This window comes from Achromobacter marplatensis (assembly GCF_002209535.1).
Taxonomy (GTDB): Bacteria; Pseudomonadota; Gammaproteobacteria; order Burkholderiales; family Burkholderiaceae_B; genus Achromobacter; species Achromobacter marplatensis.
In genome coordinates, this window is record NZ_NJIG01000005.1 from 380,922 (window position 1) to 395,497 (window position 14,576).

Annotated in this window: 21 protein-coding genes and 1 pseudogene; 18 read left to right on the forward strand and 4 right to left on the reverse strand. The window is 63.7% G+C overall.

The window, feature by feature from the left end; all coding sequences use genetic code 11:
• Positions 1-270 precede the first annotated feature (270 nt).
• The 15 genes and pseudogenes from CEY09_RS14645 (at position 271) to CEY09_RS14715 (ending at position 5,757) form a co-directional block, all read left to right on the forward strand.
• Positions 271-591, forward strand: coding sequence for a hypothetical protein (locus CEY09_RS14645; protein WP_088589165.1), 321 nt, complete (start codon positions 271-273; stop codon positions 589-591).
• The gene (locus CEY09_RS14650) at positions 588-887 is read left to right on the forward strand and encodes a hypothetical protein (RefSeq protein WP_026383231.1); all 300 of its coding nucleotides are present in this window, start codon (positions 588-590) and stop codon (positions 885-887) included. Before CEY09_RS14645 ends, CEY09_RS14650 begins: the two co-directional genes overlap by 4 nt.
• Positions 884-1,135 (forward strand): hypothetical protein, encoded by a 252-nt coding sequence (locus tag CEY09_RS14655; protein WP_088589166.1) that lies wholly within the window; start codon positions 884-886, stop codon positions 1,133-1,135. Before CEY09_RS14650 ends, CEY09_RS14655 begins: the two co-directional genes overlap by 4 nt.
• Entirely contained in the window at positions 1,132-1,416 is a 285-nt protein-coding gene (locus CEY09_RS14660; protein ID WP_088589167.1) for a hypothetical protein, read from the forward strand. Before CEY09_RS14655 ends, CEY09_RS14660 begins: the two co-directional genes overlap by 4 nt.
• Entirely contained in the window at positions 1,413-1,652 is a 240-nt protein-coding gene (locus CEY09_RS14665; protein ID WP_088589168.1) for a hypothetical protein, read from the forward strand. Before CEY09_RS14660 ends, CEY09_RS14665 begins: the two co-directional genes overlap by 4 nt.
• Complete coding sequence (locus tag CEY09_RS14670; RefSeq protein WP_026383227.1) at positions 1,649-1,858, forward strand: hypothetical protein; 210 nt, start codon at positions 1,649-1,651, stop codon at positions 1,856-1,858. Before CEY09_RS14665 ends, CEY09_RS14670 begins: the two co-directional genes overlap by 4 nt.
• Positions 1,855-2,172, forward strand: a complete 318-nt coding sequence (locus tag CEY09_RS14675) for a hypothetical protein (protein WP_088589169.1) — start codon at positions 1,855-1,857, stop codon at positions 2,170-2,172. Before CEY09_RS14670 ends, CEY09_RS14675 begins: the two co-directional genes overlap by 4 nt.
• Positions 2,165-2,425, forward strand: coding sequence for a hypothetical protein (locus CEY09_RS14680; RefSeq protein WP_088589170.1), 261 nt, complete (start codon positions 2,165-2,167; stop codon positions 2,423-2,425). The genes CEY09_RS14675 and CEY09_RS14680 overlap by 8 nt, the downstream gene beginning before the upstream one ends.
• Positions 2,422-2,637: a hypothetical protein gene (locus CEY09_RS14685; RefSeq protein ID WP_088589171.1), complete on the forward strand. Its 216-nt coding sequence runs from the start codon at positions 2,422-2,424 to the stop codon at positions 2,635-2,637. The genes CEY09_RS14680 and CEY09_RS14685 overlap by 4 nt, the downstream gene beginning before the upstream one ends.
• Positions 2,634-2,936, forward strand: a complete 303-nt coding sequence (locus CEY09_RS14690) for a hypothetical protein (protein ID WP_088589172.1) — start codon at positions 2,634-2,636, stop codon at positions 2,934-2,936. Before CEY09_RS14685 ends, CEY09_RS14690 begins: the two co-directional genes overlap by 4 nt.
• On the forward strand, positions 2,933-3,712 hold the full coding sequence (locus tag CEY09_RS14695; RefSeq protein WP_088589173.1) for a BRO-N domain-containing protein: 780 nt from the start codon (positions 2,933-2,935) through the stop codon (positions 3,710-3,712). Before CEY09_RS14690 ends, CEY09_RS14695 begins: the two co-directional genes overlap by 4 nt.
• Positions 3,709-4,857, forward strand: a complete 1,149-nt coding sequence (locus CEY09_RS14700; RefSeq protein ID WP_088589174.1) for a LexA family protein — start codon at positions 3,709-3,711, stop codon at positions 4,855-4,857. The genes CEY09_RS14695 and CEY09_RS14700 overlap by 4 nt, the downstream gene beginning before the upstream one ends.
• A 57-nt stretch (positions 4,858-4,914) precedes the next feature.
• Positions 4,915-5,079, forward strand: a pseudogene (locus CEY09_RS32515) (ClpX C4-type zinc finger protein); the annotation flags it as partial.
• A gap of 194 nt (positions 5,080-5,273) precedes the next feature.
• On the forward strand, positions 5,274-5,501 hold the full coding sequence (locus tag CEY09_RS32175) for a DUF4884 domain-containing protein (RefSeq protein ID WP_158218672.1): 228 nt from the start codon (positions 5,274-5,276) through the stop codon (positions 5,499-5,501).
• Entirely contained in the window at positions 5,491-5,757 is a 267-nt protein-coding gene (locus CEY09_RS14715) for a helix-turn-helix transcriptional regulator (RefSeq protein WP_272938458.1), read from the forward strand. Before CEY09_RS32175 ends, CEY09_RS14715 begins: the two co-directional genes overlap by 11 nt.
• On the opposite strand, the gene CEY09_RS14720 is transcribed toward CEY09_RS14715, so the two are convergent.
• Complete coding sequence (locus tag CEY09_RS14720; RefSeq protein ID WP_088589176.1) at positions 5,754-7,046, reverse strand: tyrosine-type recombinase/integrase; 1,293 nt, start codon at positions 7,044-7,046, stop codon at positions 5,754-5,756. The two genes, CEY09_RS14715 and CEY09_RS14720, sit on opposite strands and share 4 nt — an antisense overlap.
• Before the next feature lie 169 nt (positions 7,047-7,215).
• On the opposite strand from CEY09_RS14720, the gene mutS reads away from it, so the two are divergent.
• The 3 genes from mutS (at position 7,216) to CEY09_RS14735 (ending at position 11,523) form a co-directional block, all read left to right on the forward strand.
• A complete protein-coding gene (gene mutS / locus CEY09_RS14725; protein WP_415830505.1) occupies positions 7,216-9,888 on the forward strand; it encodes a DNA mismatch repair protein MutS in 2,673 nt (890 codons plus the stop codon).
• Positions 9,885-11,078 carry a ribosomal protein uL16 3-hydroxylase gene (locus CEY09_RS14730; protein WP_088589178.1) on the forward strand — a complete coding sequence of 398 codons (1,194 nt, stop codon included), beginning with the start codon at positions 9,885-9,887 and terminating at the stop codon, positions 11,076-11,078. Before mutS ends, CEY09_RS14730 begins: the two co-directional genes overlap by 4 nt.
• A gap of 217 nt (positions 11,079-11,295) precedes the next feature.
• Positions 11,296-11,523, forward strand: a complete 228-nt coding sequence (locus tag CEY09_RS14735) for an endopeptidase (protein ID WP_081534137.1) — start codon at positions 11,296-11,298, stop codon at positions 11,521-11,523.
• A 224-nt stretch (positions 11,524-11,747) separates the two neighbouring features.
• Here CEY09_RS14735 and bamC read toward each other — a convergent pair whose 3' ends face one another.
• From bamC to CEY09_RS14750, 3 genes are all read right to left on the reverse strand, one after another.
• Positions 11,748-12,872: an outer membrane protein assembly factor BamC gene (gene bamC / locus CEY09_RS14740; RefSeq protein WP_088589179.1), complete on the reverse strand. Its 1,125-nt coding sequence runs from the start codon at positions 12,870-12,872 to the stop codon at positions 11,748-11,750.
• A gap of 17 nt (positions 12,873-12,889) precedes the next feature.
• On the reverse strand, positions 12,890-13,795 hold the full coding sequence (dapA, locus tag CEY09_RS14745) for a 4-hydroxy-tetrahydrodipicolinate synthase (protein WP_006224028.1): 906 nt from the start codon (positions 13,793-13,795) through the stop codon (positions 12,890-12,892).
• Between the two features lie 87 nt (positions 13,796-13,882).
• Entirely contained in the window at positions 13,883-14,530 is a 648-nt protein-coding gene (locus tag CEY09_RS14750) for a site-2 protease family protein (protein ID WP_088589180.1), read from the reverse strand.
• Positions 14,531-14,576: the final 46 nt, after the last annotated feature.

The following is a 14,576-nucleotide window of genomic DNA, read 5'->3' on the forward strand; positions in this document are numbered from 1 at the left end:
CCTATTGACAAATCATTAGGCACCGCTTACTATCGATTCGCACTTGAATGAAATGTTCGACCCACGGACCCGCAGCCAGCAGTCAGGGCATCGCCTTAAGCGGGAGACGTACAGCCACCACACATAGAAAGGCGGCATGGGTAAGGCGAGAAACGCTCTTTGGAATGGCGCTGGCGTAGGCCAGTAAGGCAAAACCCCGCACAAGGCGGGGTTTTGTGAAGCACAGCGGCTGGAACCCGCTGCACCTCAATCGGACTTTTGGAGGGATCCATGTCCAAGCAAAAAATCCGCCCCACGGGGATGGAGGGGATTTCTACGCCTGCAAATATACAGCAGGTCGCACAATCGGGGAAGACCCCGGCGCTTTCCCCGAGCGAAGTTGCGAACGCGCTGGGGCGTGCCGCCGAGGCGCTGCGCCGCGCTAATGCGTTGCTCGTAGTGATCGGCGAGGGCATTTCGTCCGGGAGGGTCAACGTCCTCAGCATCCCCGAGATCGTTGACATTGCGCTGGATCTCACCGGCCTCGAAGCCGAAAGCGCCCAGGAATGGGCCGATCTGGCCGAGAAATCGGCAGGCGGAGGTGCGGCATGAATCACTATCTCGTCGCCGATCCCTGGGCCGCGGACAGTCTGCCCGAACTGGGCGAGGTTCACCTCGCTTCAATCCACCGCATCGAGCGCACCATCGCCGCAATCCACGTGATGGCTCGCATGGTCGGCAACAGCTCCTACGAACCCGAGGCCAACGATTGCCAGCCGCTCGACCCCTGGGCCGTCCAGGGCTTGATGGCCGGCGTTGAAAGCCTGTGTCACTACGTGCAGATGACCACGCAGGGCATGCTTGATCAGGCAGCACGCATTGCCAAGAACGGGGAGGCTTCGCAATGACCCGAGCCGCCTCGAACACCACCCCTGTCGACATGGGGATGGCGCAATGGATCGTCGATGTGCTCCAGCAGCGTGATGCTCGCATCTACTCCCTGCTGAATGCCATCGGCGACGTCATCCCACCCGAAACCCATGAGCACGTCCTGTACCGCCTCGCCTTCGAGATGACCGAGGACGAAACGAACTGGGCCCAGTTGCGCGAAGCGTTGGGCCTGCCCGCGTACGCCGCGAGCGGAGGTGCAGCATGAGCAACCGCCAATTGCTGACCACGGCCGGCAATGTCGTTGACTTGCTGCGCAAGCTGACCAACGACATCGACGAAATGAACGCGCTGCTTTGCGCGATCGAAGACCGCGCGATGGATGGCGGCGGCGGCCTGGAACAAGGCTCCGTCGCAGCCCTTCATCTCGAAACCCTGGCCCGGATCGGAACCGACATCGCCGAGCGCAATGCCAGTTTGGCCTGCGACACGATCTGCGCGCTGCAGGCAGTAATCAGCGCGTCCAACAGCGAAGGGGAGGCAGCATGAACCTCGCCCCCAACTCCACTCTGGTTGCCGCGAGCAGCGCGCTGGAGGACATCCGCGAAACCTCGCTGCGGCTCCGTGCCCTGCTCGACATGATGACGGGCAACGGCTATGCGATCTTCGAGGAACTGGACGGCGACCTGCGCGAAAGCCTGATCGCCCAAGCGTTCTTCCTGGCAGCCGAGATCAACGACAAGTCCGGCGCCGCCATTGCCGCAGTCAATGGAGGTCAAGCATGACCACCTCCAAAGAAATCGCATTCCTGGAGCGCGCGCGGCAAGGCTTTGTCCATGCCCTGGCCATCCTCGACGCTGCGGACAAACTGCCCAACCCCGATATCTCTGACATCGACACGCTGATGAACGCCACCCGGGATCTGCTGGGGCACCATCTGGAAGAGATAGACGACACCCTTGACGTCTTGCGCGCGGGAGGTGCGGCATGAGCTATCTCGCCACCTTCACCGCGGCGGAACTCGCCGGCCACCGGGCCGCAGAGGCGTGGTATCTCGACCTCGTCACCCGTGCCGACGCTGCCGCCGGCAACTTCGTCCCATCCATGCTGCGCGAAACGCATGACGCCCTGCCAGAGGCGGCGCGGAGCGGTTTCCTCGACGCAATCGGTGCGCTGTTGGTCACCGCCGAAATCAGCAGCGATCCTGTGGCCGGCGCACAAAATCTGACCGAGGACATCTACATGTACTCGCTGTCGCCCGCCGAGCAGCAGCGGTTCGTGCAGGAGGGCCCGCGCGATGAATAAGCCCCGCACCCCTACCGAACAGCTGGCGGCGGCCGTCCGCGGCCGCGCGCTGTACACGCGGCTCTACGACGAAGCCAAGCGCGAACTCGATCAGGTCCGCGAGCAGATGACCAACGAGCGGATCCAGCACGCCCAGGCCACCGCGGCGCTGGGCAACGTGGCCCATGCCCTGGAAACCGGCACGGCGCCGGACGTCGTTCTCGCCATGGTCCGCATCGCGCTGCGTATCACGCCGGGAGGGCGGCCGCTATGAGCCTCGCTGATGACATCGGCGACCTGGTGGTGGTTGCGGCTGCCACCGCCTCGGTTGGTTTTGCGCTCTACGTCACCCGCGACGTGACGCCCCCGGCCATATCGGCGGCCACCAGCTTTATCGCGGAGTGCCCGGCCGTCACCCAATACGAATTCTGGCATGTTGGCCTGCGGCGGTCCATGCAGATGACTTGTGAAGGAATCGCACTATGAACCACATTTCCCTTTCCCGTCTGCAGTCGCTGCTGCGCATCGCTGAACGCGCTGTCGAACTGCACAAGCTCGGAGATGCCAGCCGGCACGCGTACAGCTTGTTTGACGACGCTTGCAACGCCTATAAGCGCAAGCACAACCTCGGCAGGCTGGAACGCGACAGCGCGCAATGGGACGCCATGATGGACGCCGTATCGGGCGAATACGCCGTCCTGGCTGGCTTCAAGAAGGCCGAATACAACGGCAAGCGCCGACTGGCCACCGCAGTCCGCGCCTACCTGAACGGCGGTGTGAAATGAGCAACATCACCCGACTTTTCAATCCGGAGTTCAGCTTCTCGGTGCGCGCCGTCGAGATTGACGGAGAGGTATATCTTGTAGGCAGGGACGTGGCGCTGGCTCTCGGCTACGCCGACACCGTCAATGCCATCAAACAGCATTGCCGTGGGGTGGCGAAACACCACCCCATCCCCGACAGCCTCGGTCGCGTGCAAGAAACCCGTATTCTCTCCGAGGGCGACATGTACCGCCTGATCGTGAACAGCCATCTGCCGACGGCAGAGAAGTTCGAAGCCTGGGTGTTTGATGAGGTGCTGCCGACGATCCGCAAGACGGGACGGTATAGCGCCCCCATGTCTCCGGCGGAGCTGCTCGTCGCCCAGGCCCAGGCACTACTGCAGCAGGAACGCCGACTGAGCCAGGCCGAACAGGCCGTCGTGGAAGTCCGCCAGCAAGTCGGCCAGCTCGCTGAAACCCGCGTCTGGGACCACTGCCCGCAGAACTGCGAACCCATCACCAAGATCCGCGCCAGGATGAACAAGCGATACGGTCTGCCGGCCTGGGTGGTCGACATGGTCATGCGCGAACTGCCGCTGAGCCTCAAGGTTCACGGCATGGTGCGCAACAACCACGAAAGTGCCGAGGGGTCGCACTACGAGGTGTGGGCCGTTGCTGACGTTACCCGGGTGTTCAAGCAATTCGTGAGCGAGTGTACGCAGGAAACCGCCTGGTTCGCCACGCATCCGATGATCCCGGAGCGGTTCAAGCTGCGCCAGGTCGAGGGGGAGGCAGCATGAAGCAACCCGACCTCAACCACCTGCGCCGAGAATTAACGACACAGCAGCAGCGCGTCCTACAAATCATCGAGGCCGGCATCGCACGAGGAACCCCGCCCACGCGCAGGGAAATTGCCAACGAGATGGGGTTCCGGTCTGCGAACGCGGCTGACGAACACGTGCGCGCTTTGGCAACACTAGGTTTTATCGTTGTTGAGCCGGGTAAGGCGAGGAACATTCGGCCGGCCAACGACGTGCCTAAAGGTGGTGCTGCCATGCTCCGCGCCACCGCCGAAAGCCGCGCCGTTATTGACGTTGCTCCTGGTGCTACCGCTGGGCCGGCGCAGCCGCTTTCGGACCTCGCTATGGAGGAAGGCTTAGCCGAGATCGGCATTACGGTATGGGGCCCACGCGCGGAGGACTGGGCGGCCGGCGCGGAGTATGCGGTCCGGCTAATGCGCGAGTGCTTGCCGAAGGCGGCAGCCGAGACGCTCCAGGACCGCCCCGACGCGGCAGACACCCCGGTGGCGCCCCCTGCCCTTCGCCGGGATGATGCCGGCGGCGCGGGCGCGGCCTGCCGGGGTGCCTCTGTCCACGGCGACCCGTTCGAAGGGAGGATGGGTACCGCGCACCAGGCCAGCGAGGCGGTGTCAACGGGGGGCCGCGCCATCGGCCATGTGGCGGTCCTGCATTCACCATGTGGCGCACGATATTTCTCGCGCATCACAGACAAGCATCAAGCCGAGGTATGTGCGCAGCAGTGGGCAGCGGAATACGCGGATGTGAAGCCTGGCCCGTGGCCAACAAAAGCTTACGCCGTCTTTGTAGCGCCTCAAGCCCCGAGCAATGCGGAGACGGAAGAAGCTCTAGCGCATTTACGAACCATCGCTGGCTTTGGTGGGACTTTCCAGCAAGCAAAGGAGCTGGCGGAACGCGGTCTGCAACGATGCGTCGCCCTCAAGACCCGGGCTAACAAGGACGGCGGGGATTGCGCGAAGCGTGCGGGCGGTGTGGACAAACTGCGGGCTGCGCTCATATTGGCCCGCGACAGTCACGGTGTGGTGCTTCTCTCAGATCCGCCACAAGACGCATGGAAGGCCCGCAGGGTGGATGAAGTCATCCGTGCAGCCCTGGCCGCGCAAAAACTGGAGGGCGGGGCATGCTAATGTCCCACTTTTCCCACTTCGACCAGGCCAAGCAGTTCCGCTGGCCCTTTCCGCCCCATGGACGAACCGAAGAAGCCGCGCCGCCGCAAGAAGGACCCCGACACGCTGTATTGCTCGTTCTGCAACAAGTCACACCACGAGGTCAGCAAGTTGATTGCGGGGCCAAAGGTGCTGATTTGCGACGAGTGCATCGAAATCTGCAACGAGATCATCGTGGAAGAGCAGTACCTGCTCGCGGAACGGAAGGGCACCCTGGCGGCGTACATCGTGGAGCAGCAGGAAGAAGTGGCCGAAATCCAGCAGCGCATCCTGAAGGCCGCTCGCGCGCTTGGTGCGTCGGTAGCACCTGGAGGCGATACGCGGCACTGACTGTATTGACGTTAGCCTTGGCCGGCTGCTCAAAAGATCCGGTCTCCGTGTCCAGCACGGACAACCAGGGTATCCCGGTAGCCGAGTTGTTCACGCATAGCGGCGTGACCGTCTTCCGCTTCTACGATGCCGGCCGCTGGGTCTACTTCACCAGCAAGGCTAGCGACGTGACCGCCACGCATACGGAGCATTGTGGCAAGGGATGCGTGCGAAGTGTGAACGTCGAAACTAGAGAGGGCGAATGGCTCGTGCAGGAGGATCACGATGAACACTGACGTGCGAATCGAGCCCGTGTATGTAGATCTGGCAACCGCCTCGGCGATCACAACGTTGGCAGAGTCCACTATCCAGTCGATGGTCACGCGGGATGAGTTTCCGGCGCCCCGGGAACTCTCGGGGCGCCGTGTAGGTTATCTGTACGCGGAGATCGTGGAGTGGGCGCGCAGCCGGCCGAAGTCTACGATGCTTCCACCCCCTAACACTGGGGCGAAAAAGCGGAAGGCCGAACCCGCCCAACCGGAAGGCGGTTAGCGTCCGCGCGCAGCCAGCTTTTCCAAGTAGTCCGACAAGCGCCGCAACCAAACGCGGCGCTCTTTGTCGTAGGAATAGCGGTTGTAATCGCCTTCCACGCCTTCCAACATGTGACCGAGGATCACCTCGGCCACGTCGCGCGGACATTTCAATGACGCAAGAAATGTGCGCGCGGTGCGACGCAGATCATGGGGCGCCCAATGCGTTACGGTTAGCCTGAGCCGTTTCCGCTCGGGTGCGGTGTTGCTGTAGGGCTGCTGGTAATACACACGAGTTTGCACCGACTTCTGCTCCCAATGTCCTGACGCGCCATAGGACGGAAAAAGGTAGCCCTTCGGATAGGCTTCCAATCGGCGGCGCACGATTTCCTCTGCGCGGCCTACTAAGGGCACCCGGAAATCCGTGGCCTCCACTCGCCTGACGTTCTTGGTCTTTGCCTTCGGGACTGTCCACCACAGGCCGTCAGCCTCCTCGGTAATTTCTCCGGCCTCCATAACCGTGATTTCCGCCCCCCGCGCGGCCGTCCATAGATAAAGGGTCAGGATGTCATGTATATCCCGGGAAAAATTGGGCAGCCAGCGGATCAGTTCACCAGCCTCTGCCGGCGATAGCACTCTTTTGACTACCCCGGACTTCACCCCATTGATCGCCTTGCCCTTGGATTTAAGTTTGCCACGCAAAATGATGCGCCACCAATTCGGCACTGTCTCCGGTAGCCTGCCGGCATCGTGGCAATATTCCCACGCCGCCCCCAACTCGCGCCGTAGGATCTGCGCCTGGACTGGAATGTGGGCATACGAATCGATCAATTCAAAAGCCTGAGCGCGCGTCACAGAACTGGCCGCTTGACTGGCCAGGGGCCCTAGCATCGTGGCGAAGGTCCGCTTAATCTCATCTTGGCCCTTCTTTGTCCGATTCCTAGCCACATGACCCTTGAAATATTCTTCGCAGGCATCAGCGACCGTAAACCGTAATGCGGCCTTTTCGGCAACTAGAGCATCTTGCGCGGCCGCGGCGGCCGATCGTGCTTCCTTCTGCAGTTTGACCAGATCGACGCCTTCCTGCCGCTGTCGGCGCAAGGCATCCCACGCCCCCGCCGCTGCAGGAAATGAAGTTTCCGGCCAGCGTCCTATTTTCTTTTGACGCATTTTCCCGTCTACCGGACTCTTGTACCGATACAGCCAAGTCCGTGTCGTGGCCGTGGCGATCAGGCGTAAACCCGGGCACCCATCAATGGTAAGGTGTTGCCCGGGCTCAAGAAGCTTGGCAGCGCGCGCGTCGAATTGCATATGTCTGGTGGTCTCGTTGGCGTAACTTTCCAGAGGATGCTAATCGAAGCGGCGTAACTTTTCAAAACGACACCCAAAAAGTTACGCCAAAACGGCAAGTGACGATGGGTTTTGATGGGTGTCGTTGGGTCAACCGTCATCCAAACGAATCAAGGCTACCCCTCTGTAAATGCAAGCAGCACAAGGCAAAACGTCGAAAACATCGGCCGACATTGACGAAGTCACGGCAGGCCACACCCCAATGATGCAGCAATACCTCCGCCTGAAAGCGGAGGCTGGTCCCTTGCTGCTCTTCTACCGTATGGGCGACTTCTATGAAATGTTCTATGAAGACGCGGAGCGCGGCGCGCGTCTGCTCAACCTGACGCTGACCAAGCGCGGCTCGTCCAACGGTATTCCCATCCCGATGGCCGGGCTGCCCGTGCACGCCATGGAGCAATACCTGGCCCGCCTGGTCGCGATGGGCGAATCCATTGCCATCTGCGAACAGATCGGCGATCCGGCCGCGTCCAAGGGGCCGGTTGAACGCCGCATTGTGCGCATCGTCACGCCGGGCACCCTGACCGACGACGCCTTGCTGCCCGCCAAGGCTGACCGCGCGCTGGCCGCCGTGTTCGTCACCGGCAATGCCCGCGCCCCGCGCGCCGGCTTGGCCTGGCTGAACCTGGCCAGCGGCGAATTCCGCGTGACCGAATGCGCGCCGGCGCAGCTGGAATCCGAATTGCACCGCATCGCCCCCGCGGAAATCATCTGCGCCGACAGCGCCGACTTCGATTTCCCGTTCGAAGGCGCCCGCGCCCGGGTGCCGGACTGGCACTTCGAAAGCGACGGCGCGCGCGCGCACCTGCTGGCGCATTTCAAGACGGATACGTTGGCCGGCTTCGACATCGAAGACATGCCTGCTGGCGTCTGCGCCGCCGGCGCGCTGCTGCGCTATGCGGCGCGCACCCAGTCGCAGGCGCTGGCCCACGTGCAAAGCCTGTCGGCCGAGCGCCCTGGCCAGTACGTGTTGCTGGACCCGGTGACCCGCCGCAACCTGGAACTGACGCAAACGCTGTCGGGCGAAGATTCGCCTACGCTGTTCTCGCTGCTGGATGGCTGCCGCACGCCCATGGGCAGCCGGCTGCTGCGCCGGTGGCTGCACCATCCGCTGCGCGAAAACGAGCAGGCGCTGGCGCGCCAGCAAGCCATCTCGGCGCTGCTGGCTGGCCGCATGGACGTTGAGCAGACGTTCGGTTCGGCAGGCCTGCTGGAAGCGCTGCGCGCGGCGCTGAACGCCTTCCCCGACATCGAACGCATCGCCGCACGCCTGGCGCTGCGCTCGGTGCGCCCGCGTGAGCTGGCCAGCCTGCGCGATGCGCTGGAATCCCTGCCCGCCTTGCGCGACCTGGTCGAACCCATGGCCGACTCCCCGCGCCTGGGTGAGCTGATCTCGCACCTGTCCGTGGACCCGGCGCTGGCCGCGCTGCTGGTGCGCGCCATTGCGCCGGAGCCGGCCGTGGCCATCCGCGACGGCGGCGTGCTGGCCGCCGGGTTCGATGCGGAACTGGACGAACTGCGCGGCCTTGCGGCCGACGGCGGCGACTTCCTGATCCAGCTGGAAGCCCGCGAGCGCGAGCGCACGGGCATCAACAACCTGCGCGTGGAATTCAACCGCGTGCATGGCTTCTACATCGAAGTCTCCAAGGGCCAGACCGCCAAGGTGCCGGAAGATTACCGCCGCCGCCAGACGCTGAAGAATGCCGAGCGCTACATCACGCCTGAACTCAAGACGTGGGAAGACAAGGTGCTGTCGGCCCAGGACCGCTCGCTGGCCCGCGAAAAGTGGCTGTTCGAGCAACTGCTGGACGTGCTGGCCGAACACGTGCGGCCGCTGTCGGACTGCGCGGCCGCGCTGGCCGAACTGGACACGCTGGCCGCCTTGGCTGACCACGCGCGCCGCCACGACTGGATGGCGCCCGACTTGTCCGAGCAGGCCGACATCGATATCGAAGCCGGCCGCCATCCGGTGGTGGAACATGCCATCGAGCGCTTCACGCCCAACGGTTGCCGCCTGGACCCGGCACGCCGCATGCTGTTGATCACCGGCCCGAACATGGGCGGTAAATCGACCTACATGCGGCAGGTGGCGCTGATCGTGCTGCTGGCGCGCATCGGCAGCTTCGTGCCCGCCACGCGCGCCCGCATCGGCAAGATCGACCGCATCTTCACCCGCATCGGCGCCGCCGACGATCTGGCGGGTGGACGCTCGACCTTCATGATGGAAATGACCGAGGCGGCCGCCATCCTGTCGGCCAGCACGCCCAACAGCCTGGTGCTGATGGATGAGATCGGCCGTGGCACGTCTACCTACGACGGCCTGGCGCTGGCGTGGGCCATCGCCTGCCGTCTGTTGGCGCACAACCGCGCGCTGACGCTGTTCGCCACCCACTACTTCGAACTGACCCGCCTGCCGGCCGAACAGCCCGCGTCCGCCAACGTGCATCTGGCCGCGGCGGAATCGGCCAGCGGCATCGTCTTCCTGCACGAAGTGCGCGAAGGCCCCGCCAGCCGCAGCTACGGGATCCAGGTGGCCCAGCGCGCCGGCGTGCCTGCAGCAGTGATCCGCCAGGCCACGCGCGAACTCGAACGCCTTGAAGCACAGGGTGCGCCCACGCCGCAATTGGGTCTATTCTCGGCTGCGGCGGATGCTGACGCGCAAGCCTACGCCGAAACCGAGCGCTCGGACGCAATCGAGGCGCTGGACGCCTTGCGTGAATCGCTGGCCGCCATCGATCCCGACAGCCTTACCCCGCGCGAAGCGCTGGATGCCCTCTACCGTCTTAAGAAGCACCTTCAATGAACCTCGACCAACGCCTGCCGCTGCTGGGCAACCAAAGCCCCAACGACTTCATGCGCCGCTACTGGCAGCGCAAGCCGCTGCTGATCCGCCAGGCCATCCCCGGCTTCAAGCCGCCGCTGACGATCGCGGCCATCAAAAAGCTGGCGCGCCGCGACGACGTCGAGTCGCGCCTGATTTGGCGCGAGAACGGCGAATGGCAGATGGAGAACGGCCCGTTCGCGCGCCTGCCCAAAGACAACGAAGGCGATTGGACGCTGCTGATTCAAAGCGTGGACCTGCTCAGCGACGCGGCATCTGAACTGATGGGGCTGTTCCGCTTCATTCCCGACGCCCGCCTGGACGACGTGATGATCAGCATCGCCAGCCATGGCGGCGGCGTGGGCCCCCACTTCGATAGCTACGACGTGTTCCTGCTGCAAGCCGCCGGCGAACGCGAATGGCGCTACGGCCGCCAAAAAGACCTGTCCCTGGAACCCGGCCTGCCGCTGAAGATCCTCAGCAACTTCCAGCCGGAAGAAAAGGCGGTGCTGGTCCCCGGCGACATGCTGTATCTGCCGCCGCAGGCGGCCCACGACGGCATCGCCGTGGGCGACGGCTGCATGACCATCTCGATCGGGTTCCGCGCCCCCACGCAGGCCACGCTTGCGCGCGGGCTGCTGGAAGCCGCCGCCGACCAGGTGATGGCCCGCGTCGGCCTGCTGGGCGGGCCTTACGGTGAACCGGCCCTGCCCGGTCCCAAGCTGTCCGCCGTCTATCGCGACCCGGGCCAGCCGGCCGTCGACACGCCGGCTGCACTGCCCGACGCTCTGGTGGCTGCCACGCTCGAGACCGTTGAAAAGCTGCGCTTCGACGATGCGCTGGCCTCGCGCTTTTTGGGCTGCTGGCTGACCGAACCGCACAATCTCAGCGTTTTCGACGCCCCCGAAGGCATGGACGTGGACCTGGAAGAAGACTGGCCCACCTCCGGCCGCCTGGTGCTGGATCGCCGCAGCCGCATGCTGTATCGCGGCAAGCAGCTGTTCATCAACGGCGAAACCGCGATGACACCCGTCGATGCCGCACTGCGCACGCTGGCCGATGCCCGCAGCCTGGATTGCGCCGACCCGGCCTGCGCGAAACTGTCCGACGACGCCCGTTCTTGCCTAGCGGACTGGTTGGATTCGGGGTGGATCCGCTATGTGCCGGCGTAGTATCCGGACACGTCCACGTATCTGACTTGCACAGAACGCAATCAGGTCTGTGTTCGCAGTCACATAAGGAAAGACATAACACCTAGCTGAAAGGTTTGTTGCCGTTGGGATGCGACCTTTTTAACTTTCACACGCGATCGGCCTTCAGCTTCCTGTAGCCTGGATTCTGGTTTCCCCTAAGGGGGTTTCAAGAGTCGTCATCTACAGGAGTCCAAAAATGATGAGCAAAACCTTGATTATTGCCTCGGTGCTGGCAGTGTCGCTCAGCGCTTGCAACAAGAAGGAAGATGCCCCGGCGCCCGCGACCAACCCCACTCCGGGCGCAAGCACGCCTGCTCCCTCGTCCACGCCTCCGGCCACGTCGCCGGCTCCGGCGCCCGCTCCCAGCACCACGCCTGGCGGCGGATCGAACACCCCGGGCGGCTCGACCACTCCGGCGTCTTAATAAAACAGAGACGAACCCCCGCTCTGAAGACGTGAAAAAGCCCCGGCAGCGACACTGCCGGGGCTTTTTTACGCCTGCCTATTCCCTGCTACTTCAAAAGCGATAGGCCCGCCAGCAGCCCACCCGCGGAGCGCCCGTCGTGAAGCCGGGGCGCGCCAATGAAAAAGGCCCCCTTGCGGGGGCCTTTGCATCAAACCGGCGACCAGGCACCGGTTCGGCGCGCTTTACATCTTGTCTTTCAAGACGCTCAGCAGGCGCTGGGCCGTCGCGCTGTTGTCGCGGGCGCCCGAGGAATCGAGCACCGTCACCGTGGTCTGGTCGCCCGTGGCGGCCAGGTGGATACGGTATTGCGGCGCCTCGGCCTTCTTGTCGCCCGAGAACATGCGGCTGAAGAAGCCCGGTTGCTCGTTCTTTTCGCCCGTGTCGGTATCGACGTAGCGCACGAAGTAGTCGCCAGCAGAGCGGTCGCGGTCGTCCACGGCAAAGCCGCCGCCGTCCAGCGCCACGCCGACGCGGCGCCATGCACGGTCAAACGATTCGGCCACCAGCAGCGATGCGCCCTGCGCACGGACATCTTCCTGCACCGCCGGCTTCTGCGGCGCGGCTTCCGCCTGCTGCACCAGCTTGCGGGCGTTGTCCACGTCCGAACCCAGGTAGACCATCATGCGGGCGAGCATGGCGGCGTTCAGGCCCGGATCTTCCTTGCCGTTCTGCCACTGCACCTGGCCGCCGTCGGAGCCGACGCGCTTTTCGAGCATCTGGCGATGGCTCACATAGACCTCGGTATGGCCATTGACGCGCTCGACGCGGGTACGGAATTTCTCGCGTTCGCCGCTATCCCAAGCCGATTCCAGCACCGCGCCCAAGGCCTGGCGCAGCCAGCTTTCCGGGATCTTGGCGCGGTTTTCCGCCCAGTCGGTTTCAATCAGGCCGGCGCTGGGGTTGTTACTGGCCACGGTGAAGCCGTTCTCGGTCCAGAAGTCCACCAGACGCGGGAAGACGTCTTCGGGAGCACGGTCCACGACCAGCCAGCGCAGGTCGCCGTCACGCTCGACACGCATGTCCTGGCGGCCGGGAAGCACGTTGCTGGACTTCGGGGCGCTGGCTTGCGCCTGGCCCTGTTGCTGGAACTGCGAGTACGTCGTCGAGCCCGAAGCGGGCGCGCGGTAACGCGGATCGCTGTTGGCCTGAGTCAGATCCGGCGGGATGCTCAGAGGCTCTCCCCGCTGGGTGACGGCGCTCTTGTAGTTGACGGATTCTTCATTGCCCAGGAATTGGTTGACCTCGCTGCAGCCGGCCAACAACACCACAGACATCAATGCCGACAAACCGGCATGACGCTTGTTCATACGTATCCTCACGATATTTAGAGCAGGCCCGTTTCCTGGAGCGCGCGACGCACGACTTCGTGGTTCTGCGTGCCCAGTTCAACCAGCGGAAGCCGGTAGCCCAGTGCGCTACGGCCCATTTCGGCCAACGCCCACTTGACGGGGATGGGATTGGCTTCAACAAACAAAGCCTTGTTCAGACGCGCCAGGTACGCGTTAAGTTCACGGACCTTCGGTACGTCGCCAGCCAGCGCGGCAGCGCACAGGTCGCGCATGAGCTTGGGGGCCACGTTGGCGGTCACGGAGATGTTGCCGCGCGCACCCAGCAGGATCAGGGCGGCAGCCGTGGGATCGTCCCCGCTGAACACCTGGAAGCTTGCCGGCGCTTCGCGCAGCAGGAGGCCGCCGCGGGCGATATCTCCGGTGGCGTCCTTGATGCCGATGATGCCGGGCACCTGCGCCAGGCGCAGAACCGTGTCGTTGCTCATGTCGGCAACGGTGCGGCCCGGCACGTTGTACAGGATCGTCGGCAGATCGACGGCTTCCGCGATGGTGCGGAAGTGGCGATACAGGCCCTCTTGCGAAGGCTTGTTGTAATAGGGAACGACCGACAGGCCGGCCTGTGCGCCGACTGCCTTGGCATGGCGCGTCAGGTGAATGGCTTCGTCGGTGGAGTTGGCGCCCACGCCAGCAATGACCGGAATGCGGCCAGCGGCATGTTCAACCGCGACGCGGATCAATTCCGCGTGCTCTTCCATCGAGACAGTGGGTGACTCCCCGGTGGTGCCCACCACCACCAGCGCGTCGGTTCCTTCCTGGACGTGCCAGTCGATCAAAGACCGGTAGGCAGCGTAATCCAGGCTGCCATCGGGCTGCATGGGAGTGACCAGGGCCACCAAGCTGCCCTGGAAATTAACGCCTGCGGCGGTTGCAGGGGATGCCATAAATGTAGGGCTCCAACGCCCCACGGCAGGATGCCTCAGGGCCAGAATCAATGAAACCGCTGAGTTTAACGGAAATTGGCCGAAATCCTACAGAAACCACTGAACGATAGTCGTTCCAAATTCGTACACCGGACGCATCAGAAGCCAAAGCACATCGGTGACCAGAAGGACGATGACGATCATCAAGCCGTAGGGCTCGATTTTCGAGTATTGCCAGGCCAGGCGGTTCGGCAGCAGGCTGAACAGGATGCGTCCCCCATCCAGCGGCAGGATCGGCAGCAGGTTCAGCGCCATCAGCACCAGGTTGATGTTCACGCCGGCCACGCCCATCTGGAACCAGAAAGATTCCTGCATGCCGGATTCCAGCATCAGGCGCAGCGAAAACGCCCAGAGAATCGCCATCAGCAGGTTGGCCGCGGGGCCGGCCAGCGCCACCCACAACATGTCGCGCTTGGGACGGCGCAAGCGGCCGAAATCCACCGGCACGGGTTTGGCCCAGCCGAACAGCATGCCCGGGCTGCCCAGCAGCTTGGATGCCAGCAGGATGACGACGGGCACCAGCAAGGTCCCGACGGGATCGATGTGGCGCATCGGATTCAGGCTGACGCGGCCGGCCTGGAAGGCCGTGGGGTCGCCGAACATTCGTGCCACGTAGCCGTGCGCGGCTTCGTGCAAGGTGATGGCGAAGATGATCGGGATCGCGTAGACCGCAATGGTTTGGATGATGTCGTTCATGGCGAGCCGGATTGTAGATGAGCCACGTGCCGGCAGGGGCCGGCAC

Excerpts from the sequence above, each read along its gene's own strand:
- CEY09_RS14645 (WP_088589165.1), top strand. The coding sequence starts at position 271 with ATGTCCAAGCAAAAAATCCGCCCCACGGGGATGGAGGGGATTTCTACG.
- CEY09_RS14680 (WP_088589170.1), top strand. The coding sequence starts at position 2,165 with ATGAATAAGCCCCGCACCCCTACCGAACAGCTGGCGGCGGCCGTCCGC.
- CEY09_RS14750 (WP_088589180.1), bottom strand. The coding sequence starts at position 14,530 with ATGAACGACATCATCCAAACCATTGCGGTCTACGCGATCCCGATCATC.
- bamC (WP_088589179.1), bottom strand. The coding sequence starts at position 12,872 with ATGAACAAGCGTCATGCCGGTTTGTCGGCATTGATGTCTGTGGTGTTG.
- CEY09_RS14695 (WP_088589173.1), top strand. The coding sequence starts at position 2,933 with ATGAGCAACATCACCCGACTTTTCAATCCGGAGTTCAGCTTCTCGGTG.
- CEY09_RS14715 (WP_272938458.1), top strand. The coding sequence starts at position 5,491 with ATGAACACTGACGTGCGAATCGAGCCCGTGTATGTAGATCTGGCAACC.
- CEY09_RS14660 (WP_088589167.1), top strand. The coding sequence starts at position 1,132 with ATGAGCAACCGCCAATTGCTGACCACGGCCGGCAATGTCGTTGACTTG.
- CEY09_RS14665 (WP_088589168.1), top strand. The coding sequence starts at position 1,413 with ATGAACCTCGCCCCCAACTCCACTCTGGTTGCCGCGAGCAGCGCGCTG.
- dapA (WP_006224028.1), bottom strand. The coding sequence starts at position 13,795 with ATGGCATCCCCTGCAACCGCCGCAGGCGTTAATTTCCAGGGCAGCTTG.
- CEY09_RS14690 (WP_088589172.1), top strand. The coding sequence starts at position 2,634 with ATGAACCACATTTCCCTTTCCCGTCTGCAGTCGCTGCTGCGCATCGCT.
- CEY09_RS14650 (WP_026383231.1), top strand. The coding sequence starts at position 588 with ATGAATCACTATCTCGTCGCCGATCCCTGGGCCGCGGACAGTCTGCCC.
- CEY09_RS14735 (WP_081534137.1), top strand. The coding sequence starts at position 11,296 with ATGATGAGCAAAACCTTGATTATTGCCTCGGTGCTGGCAGTGTCGCTC.
- CEY09_RS14675 (WP_088589169.1), top strand. The coding sequence starts at position 1,855 with ATGAGCTATCTCGCCACCTTCACCGCGGCGGAACTCGCCGGCCACCGG.
- mutS (WP_415830505.1), top strand. The coding sequence starts at position 7,216 with ATGCAAGCAGCACAAGGCAAAACGTCGAAAACATCGGCCGACATTGAC.
- CEY09_RS14685 (WP_088589171.1), top strand. The coding sequence starts at position 2,422 with ATGAGCCTCGCTGATGACATCGGCGACCTGGTGGTGGTTGCGGCTGCC.
- CEY09_RS14670 (WP_026383227.1), top strand. The coding sequence starts at position 1,649 with ATGACCACCTCCAAAGAAATCGCATTCCTGGAGCGCGCGCGGCAAGGC.
- CEY09_RS14720 (WP_088589176.1), bottom strand. The coding sequence starts at position 7,046 with ATGCAATTCGACGCGCGCGCTGCCAAGCTTCTTGAGCCCGGGCAACAC.
- CEY09_RS14730 (WP_088589178.1), top strand. The coding sequence starts at position 9,885 with ATGAACCTCGACCAACGCCTGCCGCTGCTGGGCAACCAAAGCCCCAAC.
- CEY09_RS14655 (WP_088589166.1), top strand. The coding sequence starts at position 884 with ATGACCCGAGCCGCCTCGAACACCACCCCTGTCGACATGGGGATGGCG.
- CEY09_RS14700 (WP_088589174.1), top strand. The coding sequence starts at position 3,709 with ATGAAGCAACCCGACCTCAACCACCTGCGCCGAGAATTAACGACACAG.